General features: G+C 61.1%; 16 protein-coding genes. 2 read left to right on the forward strand and 14 right to left on the reverse strand.

Annotated features, from left to right (window positions below; translation table 11 throughout):
• Positions 1–113: 113 nt before the first annotated feature.
• The 5 genes from DL86_RS02470 to rsfS all read right to left on the reverse strand — a co-directional run bounded on the left by DL86_RS02470 (position 114) and on the right by rsfS (position 4,889).
• Positions 114–638 (reverse strand): RNA pyrophosphohydrolase, encoded by a 525-nt coding sequence (locus DL86_RS02470; RefSeq protein WP_036257658.1) that lies wholly within the window; start codon positions 636–638, stop codon positions 114–116.
• Positions 639–1,235: 597 nt separating this feature from the next.
• Complete coding sequence (locus DL86_RS02475; RefSeq protein ID WP_084572628.1) at positions 1,236–2,579, reverse strand: S41 family peptidase; 1,344 nt, start codon at positions 2,577–2,579, stop codon at positions 1,236–1,238.
• Positions 2,579–3,946, reverse strand: a complete 1,368-nt coding sequence (locus DL86_RS02480) for a murein hydrolase activator EnvC family protein (RefSeq protein WP_051952555.1) — start codon at positions 3,944–3,946, stop codon at positions 2,579–2,581. Before DL86_RS02480 ends, DL86_RS02475 begins: the two co-directional genes overlap by 1 nt.
• Before the next feature lie 121 nt (positions 3,947–4,067).
• Positions 4,068–4,550: a 23S rRNA (pseudouridine(1915)-N(3))-methyltransferase RlmH gene (gene rlmH / locus DL86_RS02485; RefSeq protein ID WP_036257659.1), complete on the reverse strand. Its 483-nt coding sequence runs from the start codon at positions 4,548–4,550 to the stop codon at positions 4,068–4,070.
• 9 nt (positions 4,551–4,559) lie between these two features.
• Complete coding sequence (rsfS, locus tag DL86_RS02490; RefSeq protein ID WP_036257660.1) at positions 4,560–4,889, reverse strand: ribosome silencing factor; 330 nt, start codon at positions 4,887–4,889, stop codon at positions 4,560–4,562.
• A 423-nt stretch (positions 4,890–5,312) separates the two neighbouring features.
• Between rsfS and DL86_RS18520 the strand changes: the two genes are divergently transcribed.
• Complete coding sequence (locus tag DL86_RS18520; protein WP_084572630.1) at positions 5,313–6,464, forward strand: DUF3611 family protein; 1,152 nt, start codon at positions 5,313–5,315, stop codon at positions 6,462–6,464.
• Positions 6,465–6,576: 112 nt separating this feature from the next.
• Here the strand turns inward: DL86_RS18520 and DL86_RS02500 are convergent, their stop codons facing one another.
• Positions 6,577–7,878 carry an Hsp70 family protein gene (locus DL86_RS02500; RefSeq protein ID WP_036257662.1) on the reverse strand — a complete coding sequence of 434 codons (1,302 nt, stop codon included), beginning with the start codon at positions 7,876–7,878 and terminating at the stop codon, positions 6,577–6,579.
• A 205-nt stretch (positions 7,879–8,083) separates the two neighbouring features.
• Complete coding sequence (rpsA, locus tag DL86_RS02505) at positions 8,084–9,865, reverse strand: 30S ribosomal protein S1 (protein WP_036258096.1); 1,782 nt, start codon at positions 9,863–9,865, stop codon at positions 8,084–8,086.
• A 220-nt stretch (positions 9,866–10,085) separates the two neighbouring features.
• Here rpsA and DL86_RS02510 point away from each other — a divergent pair, with 220 nt between their 5' ends.
• Complete coding sequence (locus tag DL86_RS02510) at positions 10,086–10,463, forward strand: YpsA SLOG family protein (RefSeq protein ID WP_162180382.1); 378 nt, start codon at positions 10,086–10,088, stop codon at positions 10,461–10,463.
• Between the two features lie 147 nt (positions 10,464–10,610).
• On the opposite strand, the gene DL86_RS02515 is transcribed toward DL86_RS02510, so the two are convergent.
• From DL86_RS02515 to DL86_RS02545, 7 genes are all read right to left on the reverse strand, one after another.
• Positions 10,611–10,892: a CCDC90 family protein gene (locus DL86_RS02515; protein WP_036258098.1), complete on the reverse strand. Its 282-nt coding sequence runs from the start codon at positions 10,890–10,892 to the stop codon at positions 10,611–10,613.
• A 70-nt stretch (positions 10,893–10,962) separates the two neighbouring features.
• Entirely contained in the window at positions 10,963–11,286 is a 324-nt protein-coding gene (locus tag DL86_RS02520) for a rhodanese-like domain-containing protein (protein ID WP_051952557.1), read from the reverse strand.
• Positions 11,287–11,390: 104 nt separating this feature from the next.
• A complete protein-coding gene (mobA, locus tag DL86_RS02525) occupies positions 11,391–12,020 on the reverse strand; it encodes a molybdenum cofactor guanylyltransferase MobA (RefSeq protein WP_036258099.1) in 630 nt (209 codons plus the stop codon).
• On the reverse strand, positions 12,013–12,912 hold the full coding sequence (locus DL86_RS02530) for a formate dehydrogenase accessory sulfurtransferase FdhD (RefSeq protein ID WP_036257666.1): 900 nt from the start codon (positions 12,910–12,912) through the stop codon (positions 12,013–12,015). The genes mobA and DL86_RS02530 overlap by 8 nt, the downstream gene beginning before the upstream one ends.
• Positions 12,913–12,949: 37 nt before the next feature.
• Complete coding sequence (gene fdhF / locus DL86_RS02535; RefSeq protein ID WP_036257667.1) at positions 12,950–15,718, reverse strand: formate dehydrogenase subunit alpha; 2,769 nt, start codon at positions 15,716–15,718, stop codon at positions 12,950–12,952.
• Entirely contained in the window at positions 15,715–17,427 is a 1,713-nt protein-coding gene (locus DL86_RS02540; RefSeq protein ID WP_036257670.1) for an NADH-ubiquinone oxidoreductase-F iron-sulfur binding region domain-containing protein, read from the reverse strand. Before DL86_RS02540 ends, fdhF begins: the two co-directional genes overlap by 4 nt.
• A gap of 144 nt (positions 17,428–17,571) precedes the next feature.
• The gene (locus DL86_RS02545; protein ID WP_156964422.1) at positions 17,572–18,333 is read right to left on the reverse strand and encodes a hypothetical protein; all 762 of its coding nucleotides are present in this window, start codon (positions 18,331–18,333) and stop codon (positions 17,572–17,574) included.
• Positions 18,334–18,401: the final 68 nt, after the last annotated feature.

Consider the following 18,401-nt stretch of genomic DNA (forward strand, 5'->3'; position numbering starts at 1 on the left):
TAAATGCGAGGTGCAAAATTATATTATTACGGATTTGTGACGATGCGCTTCCACTTACAGACTGTCAAGCCGCGCCGGCCTTGCCGCTCAATCCGAAACAAATTCGCCGAGCATCAAGAGTCTGATCTCGAAGCCTGTTGCGGCCCGGCGAGATGACCGAAGGTTCGAACAACCTCCTCATAGACCGGGCGCTTGAAAGGAACAATCAGTTCGACGAGGCGGTGGATCGACTCCCATCGCCACGCGTCGAATTCAGGCTTTTGACCGCCAGCAGGCGTTTCAATGTCGATCTCGCTTTCCTCGCCATCAAAACGCAGAGCAAACCATTTTTGTCTTTGGCCCTGAAATCGGCCTCTCCAGGATTTTCTCAAGGATTCGGCGGGAAGATCATAAGTGTACCACTCAGGCGATTCAGCGAGCAGCGTCGCGGACAGGACATTGGTTTCCTCGCGCAGCTCCCGCAAGGCGGCCTGAAACGGATCTTCGCCTACGTCGATCCCGCCCTGCGGCATTTGCCATTCATGTCCCTGGCGCAAATGCTCCGGCACTTTCTTGTTGCGGCGGCGCCCGACAAAAACCAGCCCGTCCCGATTGAGCAACATGATCCCGACACAGGGACGATAATTTCCAAATTGCATTACCGATAACCTCACGGCAAACCAACGATCTGCCTCTCGCATTGTCGCCGCCGGCGCCCAAATGGCCGCAAGCGCTATGCCACCTATATTCTAAAGCGAGCGACTGACGCAGGCCAACCCCTCCAATCACGGAGGCGCGCCGTTCCGCGCGACGAGCGCATCGAGAAATTTTCGGCGCGATGCAACAAAAATCGCCATTTAAGGCGCCGCAAGCCCCGGAGGGGAGCCCACCAGCTGGGCTCAGGTGCGGCTTCGCGACCAGACGATGGAACCGCCTCCTGAAGCCGAGCATCCAGAACGCGGCCACTTGGAGTTAGGCCAATCAGGCTCTCAATCGATTGATCAAAACAAACAAGCGCGCCGGAGGGAATTCAGCGCGCCCAAATCTGAAATGTCACGCTGGGGCAAAGGCCATGCGCCGATAGAGCCGCCGTCGAGCCCGGAAAATGTTGAGCCCCTGAATCCGTCGTTCTGCTATTCTTACATTTTAACGCCAACCGGCATCCGCTTCGCTCGAAACTCTGAAAAGCAGGAACCGCACGACGCCGTGCGGCCCTTTTGCTAGAGCGCTTTCAGATTCAGCGGAATCAGAGAGCGCTAATTCGGGACCTTGACAGGTTCATTCGCTGGCGCCGAGGTGAACTTGTTCAACGCCTTTGGCCCGCTCCGCAGGATCTCCACGGCGGCGATCAATTGCTTGTCGTCCTTGGGGTTGGCCGGAACAAAGGCTTGCGAACCGCCCTTTTCATCCTCTCCATTCTTCAGATGGCCCTTGAGCGCAGCCTCGCCCTTGGTGTCATCCTTGCCCTTCAGTTCATCCGGCACATCCTGCAGCACGATCACATCCGGATCGATGCCCTTGGCTTGGATCGACCGCCCCGATGGGGTGTAGTAGCGCGCCGTCGTCAGCCGCACCGCGCCATTGTTCTGGCCAAGCGGAATGATGGTCTGCACCGACCCTTTGCCAAAGGAGCGCGTGCCAAGGATGGTCGCGCGCTTGTGATCCTGCAACGCCCCGGCGACAATTTCAGAAGCCGAGGCGGAGCCGCCATTGATCAGGATGACCAAGGGCTTGCCTTTGGACAAATCGCCCGGACGGGCGTTGTAGCGCATCGATTCATCGGCGTTGCGGCCGCGCGTCGAGACAATTTCGCCGCGATCGAGGAAAGCGTTGGAAACTGCGATCGACTGATCGAGCAGACCGCCGGGATTATTGCGGAGGTCGAGAATATAGCCCTTGAACTTATCGGCGGGGATCTCCGCCAGGAATTTCTGGATCGCGTTATGGACCCCGTCATATGTCTGTTCATTGAACTGGGTGATGCGGATATAGCCGATGTCGTCGCCTTCCAGGCGATCGCGAACCGACTTGATCTGGATCACGGCGCGGGTGAGCTTGACGTCAAGCGGGTCCTTGTTTGGGCCACGCAGGACTTTGAGAACGACCGAGGTATTCGGCGCGCCGCGCATCTTGTCGACCGCCTGATTAAGGCTCAAGCCCTGAACGTTTTCGTCGTCGATCGCGCTAATGATGTCGCCGGACAAGATCCCGGCGCGCGAGGCCGGCGTGTCGTCGATCGGCGTGACGACTTTGATCATGCCGTCTTCCTGGGTGACTTCAATGCCCAGCCCGCCAAACTCGCCGCGGGTCTGAACCTGCATGTCGCGGAAGCTCTTGGAGTCCATATAGCTCGAGTGCGGATCGAGCGAGCCCAACATGCCGTTGATCGCCGATTCGACGAGCTTTTGCTCGTCCGGCTTCTCGACATAATCCGAACGGATCTTTTCGAAGACATCGCCGAAAAGATTAAGGTTGCGGTAGGTGTCGGAGGCCGCGGCGCGAGCCGATCCCTCGGAAAAGAGCCATGTCGTCCTGGTCCCAAGCGTGACCATCGACGCGCCCAAAAAGGCGCCGAGCACCAGTAGAGAGACCTTGCGCATTATCCGCGAACCTTTTGCAATTCCGGCTTCACCCACCATGGGCCCGGATCGATCGCCGCCCCGTCTTTACGAAATTCTATATAGAGAATAGGCTGCGCTGCGCCAATGGCAATGGCCGCAGCCGTCTTGGCCGACCCATCGCCCATGAGCGCGACCGGCTCTCCGGCCAGAATGAACTGGCCTACGTTTACGTTGATCCGGTCCATCCCGGCAAGAATAATATAATAGCCTTGCCCCGCGTTAATGATCAAGAGTTGTCCATAAGTGCGATAGGGACCGGCGAAAGCAACCCAACCGTCGCAGGGAGAGGCGACAATGGCTTCGGCTCGGGTCGCGATGAGCATTCCTTTCTCGGCCCCGCCGAAGCCGTCCGGAGCGCCAAAGCCGCGCTGAAGCGCGCCGGCGACCGGAAGCGGCAGCAGGCCTTTGGTCTCGGCGAAGGCATTGGCGGGAGCAAGCCGCGCCGGATCCTTGAATGGCGCGAGCGCGGCTTTCCGCCGGACGTCCGGAGGCGCCATCGCTATCGCCTTGTGCGCCTCGTCGGACCTGCGCGCCGCCTCTGCGCCCCGGGCCGCGGCGGCGACCTCGCTCTCCATCCTGGCGATCAAATCCTTGAGACTGGCGGTCTGCTTGGCGAGTTGGGCGGCGCGCTCGCGTTCGGCGCCGAGCGCCTGTTCGGCGGCGGACAGCGCCGATTGCCGGGCGTCGACGAGGGCCGCGAGATGCTGGCGATCGAGGCGCAGCTTCCTGACATCGCTTGAAAGCGCATCGCGCTCGGCCGCGATCGATTGGCGCAAATGCAAAAGATCCGACAAATCGGCGGCGAGCGCCTCGGTTTCGGCGCGCATTTCCGGCAGCACGGCGCCAAGCAGCATGGAGGTGCGAATCGCCTGGAGCATGTCTTCCGGCGCGGCGAGCAAGGCCGGCGGCGGCTTGCGGCCCATGCGCTGCAATGCGGCGAGTATCTCGGCGATCACCCCGCGCCGGCTCAAAAGGGAGCGCTTGATCGCCTCCTCGCTTCCGGTCAAGGTTTCAAGCCGCGCCTCGGCCTCGCCGATCTTGGCTTCGGTCGCACTGACGCTCCGCGTCATGTCCACAAGCGCCGCGGTAAGCTTTCCCCGGTCGGTGCGGATCGAGGCGATCTCAGATTCGATTCTGCGGCGCTGCTCCTGCGACGCGTCGAGCGAATCCTGCATCCCGCGCAGCTCCAGCCGATGGCTGGTGAGTTCCGACGCCTTGGGATCGGCGGCTGGCGGCGGCGCAGTCTGACTAGGCGCGGGCTGGACGGTTTGCGCGGCCAGCGCTATCGGCGCAAGAAACGTGAAGGACGCAAGGTGCAGCGGCGCCAATGACGAGGCGAGCGCCATCGCGAGGCCCGCCGCTCTCGATGAACCGGTTCCGCAAAGCGCCGCTTGAATGGCTAAAACTCTCTTTTGCCGCAACTTGTCCATCACATCAGTGGAAAATGGCGCCAGCGCGGCAAAATCCTCAATCGCGATGATAAGGATGGCCGGCGAGGATCGTCGCCACCCGATAAATCTGCTCGGCGGCCATGATCCGCGCCAATTGATGCGGAAAGGTCATCGCGCCAAACGAGAGCGCCAACGCAGCGCCGGCGCGCAAATCGGGGGCGAGGCCATCCGGCCCGCCGATGATCAGCGCAGCGGCGCCAATGCCGTGATCGCGGCTTTGGCCAAGATGGCGGGCGAAGTCCCGGCTCGAAAGCGTCTTGCCGCGCTCGTCGAAGGCGATCACTTCCGCTCCCGGCGGGAGCCGCGCTCGAATCGCCTTGGCCTCCTCCGCCTTGCGATCCTCGGCGCGGCGGGCGCGGCTTTCGTCAAGTTCGCAAAGATCAACGCCAGTAAAGCCGACGCTCCGCCCGGCCGCCCCGGCGCGCTCTATATAACGCGCGGCGAGGTCGCGCTCCGGGCCGGGCTTGGACCGCCCGACGCAGATCAGCAAAAGCCGCATCGCGCCGGATCAGACGGCGCGCAACTCGCCCGGCCGGCCGACGCCCCACATTTTTTCGAGATTGTAGAATTGCCGGACCTCGGGCTTGAAGATGTGGACGATGGCGTCGCCCCCATCGATCAGGACCCAATCGCAATTCTGCAACCCTTCGGCGCGGGGCGCCTTATGGTTGGCTTGCTTGAACGCCTCGATCACGCGATCGGCGATGGCTCCGACGTGAACGTTGGAGCGGCCGGTCGCGATGATCATGACGTCGGCAAGGGAGGTTTTGCCGTGCAGGTCGATGGAGACGATGTCCTCGGCTTTAAGATCTTCGAGACTCGTCAGAACGGTCCGCACGAGAGGGCCGGAATCGGGTCCAGTTGGACCGCTGACCGGGTGAAGCGGCTTTTTGGCCGCCCCTGCAAGTATCGTGGGGTTCAGGGCGTCGATCCTCTTTGGGCGCCGGGCACAGGCCTGGACGCTGTATCAATGTGGCGCCGAATCGCGGAGATTTCAATCGGGGTGTTTTTTGGGGATGCAGGCTGGCCGGCTGCAGGTCCCGAAACAGAGGAAACTCTCGCTAGGCTCATTCAACGCCGAAAAAACGCACATCCGACTTCGTCCACGCGCCCTACTTCTGCGACGGCGACGAGCCCTAGTTCAGCAGTTAATGACGCAAAGGTATAAGTTTGCATCTATTATAAGCCGATTCCACTGGCCCGATGTGCAGCCTGATTTTCCCGCGCAATCCCTTTATCGCGACAACCAGGAAATTTTGCTATGCGCTCAACGACCGCACGCTACAGTTTCTCATTCATTCTGATCCATTGGATATTGGCTCTTACGATCTTCATTTTATTTGGATCAGGTTGGTATATTAAAAATATGCCACCGACAGCCTTGTCGCGGAGCTTTCTATTAGACCTACATATGTCATTTGGTCTTACGAGCGCATTATTGCTTTCCATTCAGATCTTCTTGCAGATCATATTCAAACCTCCATCCTTTCCGAATGAATTTTCGCGGTGGAAAAAGCTATTAGCCAACGCTTTATATGTATTTATATATGTTTCCTTCACCTTGATGATTGTTAGTGGATACCTCCAGGCTGTTTTCAGCGCGACGCCCATACAATTCTGGGGCCTCTCTCTGCCTGTCTGGGGCGTGGTCGACGTAACTTTGGCCAGCTTTTTTGGGGCAATACATGGCGTCGTGGCGTTTGTATTGGTTGGATTAATTTGTGTGCATGTCGCCATCGTCAGCCTGAATATATTCATACGCTCTGGCACGGCAAACGGCATGCCGCCATCTGGGCAGCAAGAATCGCGTGAGCTTATTTTAGGGGAAAGGAAATCCTTAATTGCGTCCAAGATGGTGCAAGACTTAGCGAATAATCTACGGCTCTTCGGCTGGATCGAGTTCTGGCTACAGTTCGTGTTCGCCTTCATTTCCGCGCTATTATTGGCGTTTGCCACCTCCGGACGTGCATTCAGCCCTGGCTCGGCGGGGTTTAGCGATGGCATTTATTGGGGAGGCTATGGATTTTTGCTTTTATGTTTTACGGTCTTATTGGCATTCTATTACACGCGGGCCGCCAAGAAAATCGCCGTAAGACCAGATTCATATTTTACCCGAAAGCGCAGCACCGCCTTTTGGTTTTTACGCACTGGCATACTCTTAGGTCTCTTGGGAGTATTCATATCTTTTACGGGGGTTGGCATGAGCCTGTCATTATTAATAGCGAAGACAGTATCACAGCCTCCTGGGATAGCGATTACCGACCCCAACAACATCATCAGAGCGCTCGACGTATTCGTACTCCTGGTGAATTTTATTTTGCTTATGGCGCATTTTATTGGTGCAGGAATCACACTATGGTTAAGTATATGTGCGGCGAAAACACGTCTTGAATACCTGGCAATCCCAGGATAGCTAGAATGAAATATTTAGACGTCAGCATACCCCCGGATGAGGGCTTTGCTGAAACGAAAGATGTCCGCGTCATGGCGCGAAGCGGACCAAATTCAAACCCATCCTCGCCCTTTCAGGTCAGGATCGTCACCCCTTCAGCCCCCGCCCGGTCCGCGGCGATCAACGCCAGCCCGGACGCTACCGATTGAAACGCGTCGCCGATATGCACTCGCGCCTCGCCGAAGCGGTCCAGAAACAGCGCCCGGACCGAGGGCACATATGATGTCCCGCCGGTCAAAAACACCGCGTCGATATCGGCGAATGTCAGCCCCGCCTCGGCCACCGCCCGGTCCATGGCCTGGCTGATTTTCTCAAGATCGCCGGCGATCCAGGCCTCGAAATCCTGGCGCGTCACCGCGGCGTCGATCTCGATGCCTTCGCGGGAAAAGACAAACCGGGCCTCATCAGACACCGACAGCCGCGCTTTCAAATCGCCGATGGCGCGGTAAAGCTCGAAGCCGAGGTCATGCTCGATCAAGGCGATGAGATCCTCCAGCATATGCGGGACCTCCGAACTCGCCGCGAGCTTGCGCAATTCGCCAAGCGTCTGCGCCGATTTCAGCCAGGAGAGCTGATGCCATTGCGCGAAGGAAGCGTGAAAATAGGCAGGGATCGGCAACAGCTTTTCGAACGAGCGATAGGAGGTTCCCTTGCCGAGCCTTGGCGAGACGACATGGTCGATCAGGCGGAAATCGAACGTATCGCCGGCGATGCCGACGCCGCCATGGCTCAGCGCCAGCGCCTCTAGGTTCTGTTCCTTGCGGGAAAAGCGCAGAACCGAAAAATCGCTGGTGCCGCCGCCAAAATCCGCGACGAGGACCACTTCCTCGCCCTGGAGCTTGCGCGCATACCAATAGGCGGCGCCCAGCGGCTCGAAGGCGAAGTCGATTTTCTCCATGCCGACCAATGCATAGGCCGCTTTCAGCCGCGCCACCGCCAGCTCTTCATCGGGCCGCTCCCCCGCGAAAACCACCGGCCGCCCGGCGGCGATCGCCATGGGAGCCGCGCCTCGGAGCGAATCCTGGTTAAAAAGCGCGGCGAGAAAAGTCGCGACAAGCTGCTCGATGGTGAAGCGCTGGCCATAAAGCCGCGTCTCGGTGAAGAGCGGGCTCGCCAGATGCGTCTTGATCGATTGGATGAATCTTTGCTCGCCCTCTTGCGCGATGGCGCGGGCGATCGCCTCCGGCCCAGCGGCATGGGCGATTTTGCGCCCCTCGCGCCAGAACATCAGCGCGGTGCGGAAAGTATCAGTCGCGCCAAAAGCCGAGGGCCAGGTCAGGCTCTCGACATGGCCGCCGGGATAAGCGAGCGCGACGACGCTGTTTGTCGTGCCGAAATCGACGCCAAGGCCGATCGGCGGGCCATTGCCTGGCATTGAGCAGATGTCCTCGGAGTATTTTCAAGCGAAATGGAAACCGGTTCGGGTCAAGAAAATGCGACAAAAAAGGAGCTAGAGCGGATTTCTGTTTCTGCGGAATTTGAACTCCGCTCCAGGAGCGCAAAATAAAGCCCGCGCGGAACGGCGCCCGCGCGGGCCGGAAGGCTGGGCCGCGCGCTAAAGCGCGGCTGGTTTCAGAAGCCTATTCGTCGGCCTCTTTTTTGGCGCCCTTCTTGGGCGTGTCCTCGCGCGCCTTCAGCGCGGCCCCGAGAATATCGCCGAGCGAGGCGCCCGAATCGGCGGAGCCATATTGCGCGATGGCTTCCTTCTCCTCGGCGACTTCCAGCGCCTTGATCGAGACCGAGACCTTGCGGGCGCGGCGGTCGAACAAGGTGATCCGGGCGTCGACCTTCTCGCCGACGGCGAAGCGGTCGGGCCGCTGATCGGCGCGGTCGCGCGCAAGCTCATTGCGCTTGATAAAGGCAGTGAATTCGGTCCCGACGATCTTGACCTCGAGCCCGCCGTCCTTCACCTCGAGAATCTCGCAGGTGACGACCGAACCCTTCTTGAGGTCGGAGGCGCCGCCGCCCTCTTCGCCCGCTTTGGCGCCGGCCGCATCGCTTGGCTTGGCCGCGAAAGGATCGACTCCGAGCTGCTTTACGCCGAGCGAAATGCGCTCTTTCTCGATATCGACGTCAAGCACCTTAGCCTTGACGATGTCGCCTTTCTTGTAATCCTCGATGACCTGTTCGCCGGGCTTGTTCCAGTCGAGGTCGGAGAGATGGACCATGCCGTCCACATCGCCGTCGAGGCCGATGAAAAGACCGAATTCAGTCTTGTTCTTGACCTCGCCCTCGACTTCCGAGCCGATCGGATATTTTTCGGCGAAGGCCTCCCAAGGATTGGCGAGGGTCTGCTTGAGGCCGAGCGAAATGCGGCGCTTGACCGGATCGACTTCGAGAACCTGAACGTCGACTTCCTGGCTCGTCGCGACAATCTTGCCCGGATGGACGTTTTTCTTGGTCCAGGACATTTCCGAGACATGGATCAGACCTTCGATCCCCGGCTCCAGTTCGACGAAGGCGCCGTAATCGGTGATATTCGTCACCCTGCCCTGGAACCGCGCGTCGACCGGATATTTCGCCTCGATGCCGTGCCACGGATCCTCGAGCAATTGCTTCATGCCGAGCGAAATGCGGTGGGTCTCGTGGTTGATCTTGATGATCTTGACGCGCACCGTCTGGCCGATGGTCAGGACCTCGGTCGGATGATTGACCCGGCGCCAAGCGATGTCGGTCACATGCAAGAGCCCGTCGATGCCGCCGAGATCGACGAAGGCGCCGTAATCGGTGATGTTCTTCACCATGCCCTCGATCACCTGCCCCTCTTCGAGGTTGGCGACGATCTCATGGCGCTGCTCGGCGCGGGATTCTTCGAGCACGGTGCGGCGCGAAACGACGATATTGCCGCGGCGGCGATCCATTTTCAGGATCTGGAACGGCTGCGGCACCTGCATCAAGGGAGTTACGTCGCGGATCGGGCGAATGTCGACCTGGCTGCGCGGGAGAAAGGCCACGGCGCCGTCGAGATCGACCGTGAAGCCGCCCTTGACCTGGTTGAAGATGATGCCTTCGACCTTTTCCTGCTTCTCGAAAGCTTTTTCGAGCTTGACCCAGCTCTCTTCGCGGCGGGCCTTGTCGCGCGAAATGACGGCCTCGCCGAGCGCATTCTCGATTCTCTCGAGATAGACCTCGACCTCGTCGCCCACTTTGAGGGCGCCTTCGCGGCCGGGACCTTGGAATTCCTTGAGGGCGACGCGGCCTTCGGTTTTCAGGCCGAGATCGACGACGGCGACGTCTTTTTCAATCGCGACGACGATGCCCTTGATGACCGAGCCTTCGAAAGCCTCGTTCTGGCCATAGCTCTCATCGAGAAGCGCCGCGAAATCCTCGCGCGAGGGCGCGTAGGCGGAAGTGGATGCCATTTGGTCTCCTGGTTGCCCGAATCCGGGCGGCGCCGGGGTTTTGAGTTGGGTTGCGCTTCTGGCCGCCGGCGTCCTTCGAAATGCGAGGACCACCGCTCGAAAGCGGGCCGGCGCGGGGACGGCGGGAAGAAGCAGGGTTAAGCGAGCTATGTAGCAAGCGCCGAGCGCAGCGGCAAGGGGTCGCATGGGGCGCGGGATGCTTTCGACGCGCGGGAGCGAAATGATTTTCCGGCAGCTGACGAGGATCGTTTCCGGCGGGCGGAGCAGCGTCGACCGCGCCGCTCTCGATTTCGCCCTCACGCTAGGTCTCGACTATGGCGGCTGGCGCCCGCACAGCAGCTGGACCAAGAATTTTCCGGCCCCACCCGGCATTCGGGCCAAATATCCGAGCCTCGAGCAAACGCCAAGCGCCGATCCAAGACAGCGCACGCGATGGAATGTCCGAGATAGCGATGGAGATTTGATCATCGTGGCGTCGGAGATTTCCGTCTCCGAAGCCTCGGCCTACACCGTCGCCTGCGCCATTGCCCACAAGAAACCGCCTGCGCTGATCGACCGTCGTTCAGCCCACGCCTGTTTGGCCGCAGCCCGACAATAGATCAAAAGAATTGCGCAAACGACGCTGAACATAGCCGGTCCGCGCGAAAGCGAAGGCCCAGCATCCATGCAGCGGCGATGGACTTCCTGGAGGTTTTGCTTTGACAGCGGGCCCTGCGCCGCGGCGATCCGAGGGCGCCGAGCCTCGTCATTTCGCGAAAATCCTCACAAGCGCGACGAGCGCCCCCAAAATGACGACCGTCTGGAAGCCAATGGCGCCGACAACCCATTTCAGGATATCGGCCTCCGCTTCGGCAATATCGGCTTTGATATCGGCCTTGACGGCGGCCAAATCCGCCTTCGTGGCGAGATCGCCCTGCGTCGCTTCCCCCAAGGCTTCGGCGAGCGCCTCGGCTTGCTCAGGCGTGAAATGGCCTTTGTCCCGAAGCGTGCGGGAGAGACGAAGGGTGTCGAAGAGAATGGCGCTCATTTGCGCAATATGGAGCTAGCCAGGCCAAAAGTCTATTGACGCCCTGCTCGATCTCTCACTGAAGCTCAAGCTACACTTCGACCTTTTCCCCGGCCTGCGCCCAGGCCTGGAAGCCGCCGGGGAAATGGGCGCGGACATCGTCGCGCCCGGCCCGGTGCGCAAGAGCGAGCGCGTCGAGCGAGCGTTTGCCGGAACGGCAGGACAGCACCACCCGCTTGCCCGGCTCATTAGGCAAGGCCTTGGGGTCGAAGCGCTGCAGCGCATTGAGCGTGGCGCCAGGAATACGGCCGGCGGCATATTCGTTCGGTTCGCGGACATCGACGAGAAGGATCGAGCCGTCCGCCAATCCCTGCTTCAATTCGTCGAGCGTTACGTTTTCAACTTTTGCGCTCATGATCCATTCCATCGTCGTTGCAAAACTGCGTCGCCTATAATGTGACGCAAATATTATACCCTTAAGAGGATCTTTTCATAAATTCCATCGCGTCTATCGACGTTTTACGCGGCGCCGCGCCCCTGCGCGGCGAAGATCGCTTCCGCCGCCGCGAGATCGCCCGGTTCATTGGCGTTGAAGAAGGGATCGAAGGGCTCGACCGGCCATTCCGCCGCCGCCGTGGCGTAGCGCTGGGTGAACCGATCGATCCGGCGGATGTCCTCCTCGACCAGCGCGTGGCGAAGCTCCGTCCTGATGCCAACTGGCCAAAGCGCAATGACCGGATGCATGCCGCCACCCGAACTGGCGCAAACGATGTCGGCGTTTCTTTCCGTCCGCACAGCCTCCAGCCGAGCGACGAGATTTCCGGGCAGGAACGGCGTATCGGTCGGGGCGCTGACCGCGAAGGCGATCTCCGGATGATGCGCGGCGATCCAATCGAGGCCGGCCAGGATGCCGGCGAGCGGTCCCTTGAAGCCCGGCACATCATCGGCGACGACCGGCAAGCTAAATTCAGCAAGCCTGGCCGGGTCGCCATTGGCGTTCAGGACGAGCCCGGCGCATTGGGGCTCCATCACGGCGATGACGCGCGCCAGGATTGAGGCGCCGCCGATCATGCGCAGGGATTTGTCGCCGCCGCCCATCCGCTGGGCCCGCCCGCCAGCGAGCAATACGCCAAAACACGCCTTACTCATCAGCGCCTGCGCTCTTGCGGCGCGCGCCCTTCGCCTCCTCGGCGACATAGGCCAGGTCCTGATCGAAGACGATGCGGTCTTGCCCGGAGAGCGCGACGAAACGCTTGCCGCGCGCCCGGCCAATCAGGGTCAAGCCGGTCTTGCGCGCCAGTTCGACGCCGGAGGCGGTAAAGCCGGAGCGCGACACAAGCACCGGAATGCCCATGCGTACCGTCTTGATGACCATTTCCGAGGTCAGCCGCCCGGTCGTGTAGAAAATCTTGTCGGCGGGATCGCTCTTATTGACGAACATCCAGCCGGCGATCTTATCGACGGCGTTATGGCGCCCGACATCCTCCATATAGACCAGCGGCCGGTCCCCCGCGCAGAGGACGCAGCCGTGGATGGCCCCGGCCTCAAGGTAGAGCGAGGGCGTCAGATTGATCGCATGGGTCAGCGCGTAGAGCCATGAGGTGCGAAGCTCCGCCTTCGGCAGCTTAATGTCCTCGAGCGCTTCCATCAGGTCGCCGAAGGTCGTGCCTTGCGCGCAGCCGGACGTCAAAGTGCGCTTTTTCATTTTCTCTTCGTAATTGGTGCGCCGCTTGGTGCGCACGACGACGACATCGAGTTCTTCATCGAAATCGGCGCCCGTGATTTCGTCGTCGGGCCGCAGCATCATCTGGTTCAAGAGATAGCCGATGCCGAGATAGCCGGGATGATCGCCGATGGTCATCATGGTCACGATTTCCTGCGCATTGAGATAGAGCGTCAGGGCCTTTTCCGTGACGACCCGCGTCGCGACGCGCGCGCCAGTCTGGTCGATCCCTTCGACCTCGCGACTGAGACGGGGATCGGCTGGATCGGGGCGGATAAGATAGCTCGCAAGGAGGTCCGCCTCAGCGACATCATCCATCGAAGTCCCCTCTCCTTCGGGGACGGAACGCTTCACCTCATTCGGCCGCCTCGCGCGCCTCGGCCCGCGTCACCCTGACCGCGCAAAACTTGAACTCGGGGATTTTTCCAAATGGGTCCAAAGCGGGATTGGTGAGGAGATTGGCCGCAGCTTCGGCATAGCAGAAGGGCATGAACACCATATTTTCAGGCACGTCGCGATCGGCGCGGATCTTGATCTCGATCGCGCCGCGCCGCGTCTCGAGCCGGACAAAATCACCCGCCCACAGGTTCAGCCGGCGCAGATCCTTCGGCGACAGGAAGGCGACGGCCTCCGGCTCCAGGGTATCGAGCACATTGGCGCGCCGGGTCATCGATCCCGTATGCCAATGTTCCAGCAGGCGGCCAGTTGAGAGCACCATCGGATAGTCGGCGTCAGGGACCTCATCAGGGGCGACGACGCTGGCCGGAACGATCTTGCCGCGCCCGGACTCGGTCGGAAAGCCGGTGGTGAAAATGATTTCATTGCCCGGAACATCGGCGCCATCGACCGGATAGGTGACGGCTCCTTCCCGCTCGAGCCGCTCCCAGGTGATATTGGCCAAGGACGGCATCAAGCCCGCCATCTCCGTGAAGACCTCGGCGGGGCCAGGATAATTCCAATCGAGACCCATCCGCTTGGCGACCTCCTGGATGATCCAGAGATCCTGGCGCGCCTCGCCGGGCGGCGCCACGACTGGGCGGCCGATCTGAACGCGGCGGTCGGTGTTGGTGAAGGTGCCAAGCTTTTCGGCGAAGGCGGAGGCCGGCAGGATCACGTCGGCGTGGAACGCCGTCTCTGTGACGAATAGATCCTGCACGACGAGATGCTCCAGCATGGCGAGCGCGCCGCGCGCATGCTGCAGATCGGGGTCGGACATCGCCGGATTTTCGCCCTCGACATACATGCCGACAATCTCGCCGGCATGGACCGCAGTCATGATCTCGACCACGGTCAGGCCGCGCTGCGGATCGATGCTCTTGCCCCAAACCTGTTCGAAGGGTTCGCGAAGGTCGGTTCGCCCCACCGGCTGATAGTCCGGCAAAAACATTGGAATGAGACCGGCGTCGGAGGCGCCTTGCACATTATTCTGGCCGCGCAAGGGATGCAGGCCGGTGCCGGGCCGGCCGATCTGGCCGGTGATCAGGGCGAGCGCGATCAGGCAGCGCGAATTATCGGTGCCGTGAATGTGCTGGCTGATGCCCATGCCCCAGAAGATGATCGAGGACTTCGCCGTGGCGTAAAGCCGCGCGACCTCGCGCAGGGCCTCGGCGGGGATGCCGCAGATCGGGGCCATTTTCTCGGGCGCGAAGTCGACGATGCGGGCCTTCAGCTCTTCGAACCCTTCCGTATATCCAGCGATATATTGATTGTCGGTCAGGCCCTCCGTGATGATCGTGTGCATCATGGCGTTCAGCATGGCGACGTCGCTGCCCGGCTTGAACGCGAGATGCTTATAGGCGTGACGCGACAGCGTCTGCCGGCGCGGGTCCATGACGATGAGCTTCGCGCCCTTCTTCGCGGCGTTCTTGATGAAGGTCGCGGCGACCGGATGATTGACGGTCGGATTGGCCCCGATGACGACAATGACTTCCGCCTCGAGGGCGGCGGAGAAAGGCGCCGAGACCGCGCCGGAGTTCAAACCCTCCATCAAGGCGGCGACCGACGAGGCGTGACAGAGCCGGGTGCAATGATCGACATTGTTGGAGCCAAAGCCGGTGCGCACCAGCTTCTGAAAAAGATAGGCTTCCTCATTGGAGCCCTTCGCCGAACCGAAGCCGGCCAGCGCCTTCACGCCTTTCTCGTCGCGGATCTTGACGAGGCCCTTGGCCGCGACGTCAAGCGCCTCCTCCCAGGAAGCCTCGCGGAAATGGGTGAACGGATTGGCCGGATCGACCTGATCGTTCGGGTCCTTCTTGGCATGGGGAAGCCGGATCAGCGGCTTCGTCAAGCGATGGGGATGATGGATATAGTCGAAGCCGAACCGGCCCTTGACGCAGAGGCGGTTATGATTGGCCGGGCCATTGATGCCTTCGGCATAGATGATCTGCTCATCCTTGACCTGATAGCTCACCTGACAGCCGACGCCGCAGAAGGGACAAAGCGATTCGACCTTCTTGTCCGCGTAGACGACGCGGGTCTGATGTTCGTCGAGGAGCGCCGCCGGCATCAGCGCGCCGGTCGGACAGGCCTGCACGCATTCGCCGCAGGCGACGCAGGTCGATTCCCCCATCGGATCGTCGAAGTCGAAGACGATCTTGGCGTCGGCGTTGCGATAGGCCATGCCGATGACGTCATTGACCTGCACCTCGCGGCAACCGCGCAGGCAAAGGCCGCATTGGATGCAAGCGTCGAGATTGACGCGCATCGCCGGATGGCTGGCGTCGCCAATCCAGCGCGGAGCGGCGGGAAAGCGGCTTTGGCCGACTCCAACCCGGTCGGCCCACTGCCAGAATTTCGAGTCGGGATCATGCGACGTCGCGCGCGGCGGCTGATCGGCGACGAGCAACTCCATCACCATTTTTTGCGCCTTGGCGGCGCGTTCGCTCGCGGTTTTCACCTTCATGCCGATCGCCGGCATGCGCTTGCAGGAGGCGGCGAGCACGCGCTCGCCCTCGATCTCGACCATGCAAGCGCGGCAATTGCCGTCGGCGCGATAATCGGGCGAAGGCGAATAGCAAAGATGCGGAATCTCGGTTCCAATCCTCTTGGCGACCTGCCAGATGGATTCGCCTTGCGCCGCCTCGACCTGCCGTCCATCGAGTTCAAAGCTAATCTTGTCGGTCATTCCGCTGCTCCCTTGGCCGCGAATTCTTCCGGAAAAAACTTGATGACGGTCATCAGCGGATTTGACGCCGCCTGACCGAGCCCGCAGATCGAGGCGTCGCGCATGGCTTGGCTCAATTCGCCAAGTAGGTCCTGGTCCCACTCAGGCCTTTCCATCAGCAGGGCGGCCTTCTGGGTGCCGACGCGGCAGGGCGTGCATTGGCCGCAGCTCTCGTCCTCGAAGAAGCGCATCAGATTCAAGGCCGCGCCCTTGATATCGTCTTGTTGCGATAGAACGATCACCGCCGCCGAACCGATGAAACAGCCATATTTTTCGAGCGTGCCGAAATCGAGCGGGATATTGTCCATCGAGGCCGGCAAGATGCCGCCTGACGCGCCGCCGGGCAGATAGGCGCGGAATGTGTGGCCTTCCGCCATGCCGCCGCAGAATTCATCGATCAATTCGCGAATTGTCACCCCAGCGGGCGCAAGCTTGACGCCGGGAGACTTGACCCGGCCGGAGACCGAATAGCTGCGCAGTCCATGCCGGTCGTTGCGGCCGTGGCTGACCCACCAGTCGGGGCCCTTTTCGACGATGTCGCGCACCCAGAACAGGGTCTCGACATTGTTGATGAGCGTCGCCTGGCCAAAAAGCCCGACCTGAAACGGAAATGGCGGCTTGTGGCGCGGCAGGCCGCGTTTGCCCTCGAGACTTTCGAGCATCGAGGATTCCTCGCCGCAGATATAGGCGCCCGCCCCCCGCCGGAGATGGATCACAGGGCCGCCCGGCGGCAATTTGGCGATCTCGCGCTCGAGGATGGCCCGGGCCGCCGGATATTCGTCGCGGAGATAAATATAGATCTCGGCCGCCTCGACGACATGGGCGCCGATCAGGGCCCCTTCAAGGAACCGGTGCGGGTCGGTTTCCAGGTAGAAGCGATCCTTGAATGTGCCGGGCTCGCCTTCGTCGCCATTGACCGCCATCAGCCGCGGACCGGGTTCGCCCAATACCGAACGCCATTTGCGCGCGGTGGGGAACCCCGCGCCGCCAAGACCGCGAAGGCTCGCCCCATCGAGCGCCTGCAGCAGCGCTTCGCGCGAAAGCGCGCCGGTGCGCAGCCGCTCGAGAAGCTTGTAGCCGCCCTTCTCGACGTAGGCGTCATAGCCGATGTAATCGGGAATATGCGGGTGGGTTTCTCCCTGCGCGGCGGCGGCAAGCACGGTGGGAGCCGTCGCATGATCGACGAAATGATGCCCGACCTCGGCCGCGGGCGCGGTATCGCAGCGGCCAACGCAGGGCGCCCGCACGACGCGGACATGCGGCCCGGCGCCGGCGCGCACGGCATGCAAAAGCTTTTCGGCGCCGAACATGGCGCAGGTGAGCGAATCGCAGATCCGTATCGTTAGCGGCGGAATCGGCGGATCGTTTTCCTTCACGACATCGAAATGGGCGTAGAAAGTCGCTGTTTCGAAGACTTCGGCCAAGGAAAGTTTCATCGCGTCGGCGAGCGCCGCGAGATGGGCGGCGGAGATCTGATGATATTTATCCTGGATCAGGTGCAAATATTCGATCAGAAGATCGCGCCGGCGCGGCCTTTCACCGAGAAGCGCTTCGATCTCATCCTGCGCATGCGGATCGATCTGGCGGCCTTTCGGGAGGGATTTCGCCCGCCTGATTCCTTCGCCGGGATGATCGAACTGGCGAACGTTCTGATGGCTGTTGCCTTCCATACGGGGCTGATTCCTTACCCTGGGACATCAAGGTCCATAATGTTTGTCTTGGTACATTATAGAGATATTGGAACATATATAGACGGAGCCGTCTGAGGCCTCAAGCAAAAGAGCGGCCATTGCTTTGGACCCGTGGCCAGAGGCTTAGAACCTGTGCCAGACGGCTCCGATGGGACCCTGTTCGCGACCGGCATTCTTCCCGGCGACGGTCAGGAAAGCGCCGATTTGCAGCGACCACTGCGGCGCGACATCATAGACGACGCTCGATAGCAGCTTGGTCCAGGACGAATTGAGAAAGCCATTGCCTGATCCGTTCGATACGGAGCTGAAACTCTGCGCCATGATGAGAAGCTGCGCCGCAGGGCGCAGCCCCAGCGTCAGATCGAACCTCCCCTCGCCAGGCTGATTTTGGGCGTAGAAACGATAACCCAACTGGACCTCGGCGAAACCCGGCATGGAGGCGATTTCGAAATTGCATCCGGCCATGGCGCGAAGGTCGATCGCCCCCGCCCGGCGCGGTTGCAGCGGCCCGAGGGATTCGGTGAAGGATGGGCCTGGCGTGCGCAGGCTCGCCTGCAGGGACAAGACCGCCGCTTCCGAGCGGTAGAGGCCGATCCTTGCGCCAATCGCGCTCTCGCCGAGGCCATCGTAGGATTGCGCCGGCGGCGGCTGCCGGATCTTGTCATAGGCCGGCGCCGCGAGCACGGTGAGCCAATCGGTCAGCCCATATTCGAGATAGCCGCCGAGTTCGAACTTTTCGTAAGAAGGGACCGGAATCAGACGGCCCTGCGCGTCGAAAGCGCGCGTCGAGCCGGAGAAGGCGGCCGAAGCAATGATCTGCCCGGATCCGGGCGGCATGAGCCAAGCCCCGGCGGAGACGACGCCAAGCCCCGCATCGATCGCCAAGCCAGCCGCCCCGCTCAAGGCGCAAAGCAAGGCAAACGACGCCGCTCGGAAAAAATGCCGCGAAAAAC

This window comes from Methylocapsa aurea, assembly GCF_000746085.1.
GTDB classification, from domain to species: domain Bacteria; phylum Pseudomonadota; class Alphaproteobacteria; order Rhizobiales; family Beijerinckiaceae; genus Methylocapsa; species Methylocapsa aurea.